The sequence below is a fragment of the Campylobacter sp. BCW_6464 genome (assembly GCF_001762775.1).
In the GTDB taxonomy this organism is placed as follows: Bacteria; Campylobacterota; Campylobacteria; order Campylobacterales; family Campylobacteraceae; genus Campylobacter_D; species Campylobacter_D jejuni.
On sequence record NZ_MJXM01000075.1, the window covers coordinates 1 to 3,093 of the forward strand.

A 3,093-nucleotide genomic window follows, 5' to 3' on the forward strand; every position below is an offset into this window, starting at 1 on the left:
AGGAAAAGGACGCGGTGGTAAAACCCTTCAAATCTGGTCTAAACCTTTAAATAAGGAAGAAACACAGCTAGTAGAGCAAGGTTTTAACATAGAAGATATAAGCAATACTACTACTATAACTCCTAAAACAACACAAGAAGCTTTAAGCAAAGCATTAAATGATGATGTTTTGCTTAAAAATTCTAAAGCCTTGCAAGTGCAAAACACTGACAAAACCAAACTTAGCGAAAATCAAATACAAATAAACAAAGATAGCTTAAGTCTCTTTGCAAAAGCCAGTTCTAAAAAGCAAAATTTAGCCTTACAAAAAGCTGCTGTGGTTAAAGAATGGCTCCATGCTAAAGGCAAGATAAGCACAAATGATTTTATAAATTACATTAACGCTAAAAAAATCTATGAGTTTAAACTCACACAAAACAAACTCTTTGCTTGGCAAAAAGAATACTTAGCAAACGGACTTGATGCTTTAATAGATAAAAGAGAAAATAAAAAAGATGATGCCATTAGTGCTCTTGGTATAAAAGAGCTTTTTATAAATACCTTACTTGCTCAAAAAGGAAGGCTTAATGCTTCTAATATCCACAGAGTGCTAAATTATGAATTAGCAAAAAATGGCAAGTTAGATTTAAAAGATTTTCTAGGCAAAAAAGATGAATTTATAAGCTATGAGTGTGTTTTAAGAAGTATGAAAAAATACTTAAAAGAAAACAAACTCATAAAAAATATCATCTTGCATGGCGAAGATGGAGCTATAAGCAGACATCTACCAGCACTTGGTGTGAGTAATTGGAAAGTTTCTACTATCAATGAAATCGTAGAAATTGATGCAAGTCCGCTTGATGCTATTTGTAAAGTAGATTTTATCAATGAAACTTATGGGCTAAAAGGCGATGAGTGCTCTTGGCATAAACGCTACACTATAATATCATTAATCGATACTTATAGTGGTGTGGCTAGCTTTTATCTAGGCTTTAGTGAAGATAGTTTAAGCATAGCAAGAGCCATTGCAAAATACATCAGCACTTATGGTGTGCCAAAATGCATACACTCAGATAATGGCAAGGCATTTTTAAGTAAAAATGTCAAAGCTCTTTTAGAGAGATTAAACATTGATTATAAAGCGATGCCAGCTTACAGTGGCTGGAGTAAGCCTTATGTAGAAAATAAATTCAAAGATTTACAAAACTCACTCACTGCAAACTTAGTTGGATACATAGGATCTAATGTTAAAGAAAGACAGGCCATTGAGTTTTTTTATTCTAAAAAAGAAAGAAGACTTAAAAAAGGCTATAAAACTAATCAAAGAAGACTTAAAACACTTGAGTATATGAGAGAGTGCATTGATGATTATAGTGCGTATTTTATGAATAACAAATGGCTTGACCGACTAGGTGCCACTCCAAAAGAAAGTTTTGAAGCAAAGATTAGCGATGCCATTAGTATAGATGAGCTTAGCCTTAGTATGTATTTAGGCGGTGAATTAAAACTTAGAAAGGTGCTAAATAAAGGATTAAGTCTTAATGGCACTCTTTTTTATAATCCAAAATTATACACCCATGAAGAAGTGTTTGTGTGTGAAAATCTTAATAATCAAAATGAAATCTTTTGCTTTGATAAACAAAAAGAACTTATTTGTGTAGCAAACAACTTAGATTTAGAACTTGGAGTAAGCATTGAAGAAGCTAAAGTTGCTAGAAAACTTGTAAATAGAGCCATAAAAGCAAATAAAGACAAAATCGATGAGCAAAGAATGATTTTAGAAAAGAATATGGAAAAGTATTTAGCTCTTGGCAAGGAAAAACTAGAAAAAGTCAAAGCTCCAAAAACAAAAGCTAGTAACAACGCTAAAAAAGAACTTGAATTTTCAAAAGCCCTTGTTAGCAATGGTGATTTTGAACATTTGAGTACAAAAGTTATAAAAGATACCAAATGCAAAATTCCAAAATGGGAAAATGCTGCCAAAAAGGCAGGGTATTAAAAGTCTTTAAAAGCTTTTAAAGTCTATTTAACACGCTTTGAAAGTTTTTAAAAGCTTTTAAAAAAGCTTAAAAACAAAAGGATTTATATGCAAGAACTAAGCAAAGAATTAGAATGCTTTTTAGAGCAAAGCGGTATGAAGCCAAGTGCATTGGCAAGAGCGATTGGTGCGAGTGCTTCTTTAATCTCACAGATTAAAAGTGCAAGCTATAAAGGTGATGTGGCTTTATGGAGTAAAAAGATAAGAGATTTTATCGCTAATCACAAAGATAAGCAAAATGAAAAACCTAAAAAAGAACAACTTTTTAGAAGCCGTGATTTTTCTATGGCTACTTTTGTAATGAGCGAAGCGGTAAATGAAAAAGAAATCGCACTTATTTTTGGAGAAGCAGGAACAGGAAAAACCACTATTATAAACGAGTTTATTAAAACCAGACCACAAAGTATTTTAATAGAGGCAACTTGTCATACAAGTGTGGGTGTAATGCTTGATGAGCTTTTAAATGCTCTTAAAATCGAAGCAAATAGCAACAATGCTTCAAAACTAAAAGCAATTGCAAGATTTTTAAAGACCAATGAAAAGATTTTAATCGTAGATGAAGCCGAATATCTACCACTAAAGGCTTTGGAGGATTTAAGACGCATTGCGGATTTTGCTAGAGTGCCTCTTATTTTAGTAGGAACTGAGATTTTATACAAAAACCTAATGGGTAAAAACAAAGAGCTTAAACAACTTTACTCAAGGATTTGTGGTAAATGGATGATGAGAGGACTTAGCAAGGAAGAAAGTGATGAGTTTTTTGGCAAGGGCTATTTTAAATTTAGCAATGGTAATTTTAGAAGCTCTGCAAAGCTTTTAAAAAAGGCCTTAAGACTTGCAGAACTTGAAGAGTGCGAAATCAATGATGAGTTATTAACTAGTGCAAGCGAGATGGTTATATTATGAGTTTTGAAGAGATAGCTAAAGAACTTAATCTTAGCGTGACACGCGTTCATCAAATCTATACTGAAGCTCTTAGAAAGTTAAAGAGTCCTAAAAATAAAGACAAGTGGATGGCTATCTTTGAAACGATTGACTTAATCAAAAAAGAAAAAGCAAAGAAAGAAAACTTAATA

The 3,093-nt window shown here is 32.4% G+C and carries 3 protein-coding genes; all 3 read left to right on the top strand.

The features are described 5' to 3' along the window. On the top strand, nt 1-1,978 hold a 1,978-nt coding region (locus AJ885_RS07840), incomplete at its 5' end, for a Mu transposase C-terminal domain-containing protein (RefSeq protein WP_070281063.1). 87 nt (nt 1,979-2,065) lie between these two features. Continuing rightward, nucleotides 2,066-2,923 carry an AAA family ATPase gene (locus AJ885_RS07845; protein ID WP_002790751.1) on the top strand — a complete coding sequence of 286 codons (858 nt, stop codon included), beginning with the start codon at nt 2,066-2,068 and terminating at the stop codon, nt 2,921-2,923. Then, the coding region (locus AJ885_RS07850; protein WP_070281064.1) for a sigma factor-like helix-turn-helix DNA-binding protein at nt 2,920-3,093 on the top strand (174 nt) is incomplete at its 3' end. The genes AJ885_RS07845 and AJ885_RS07850, both read left to right, overlap by 4 nt.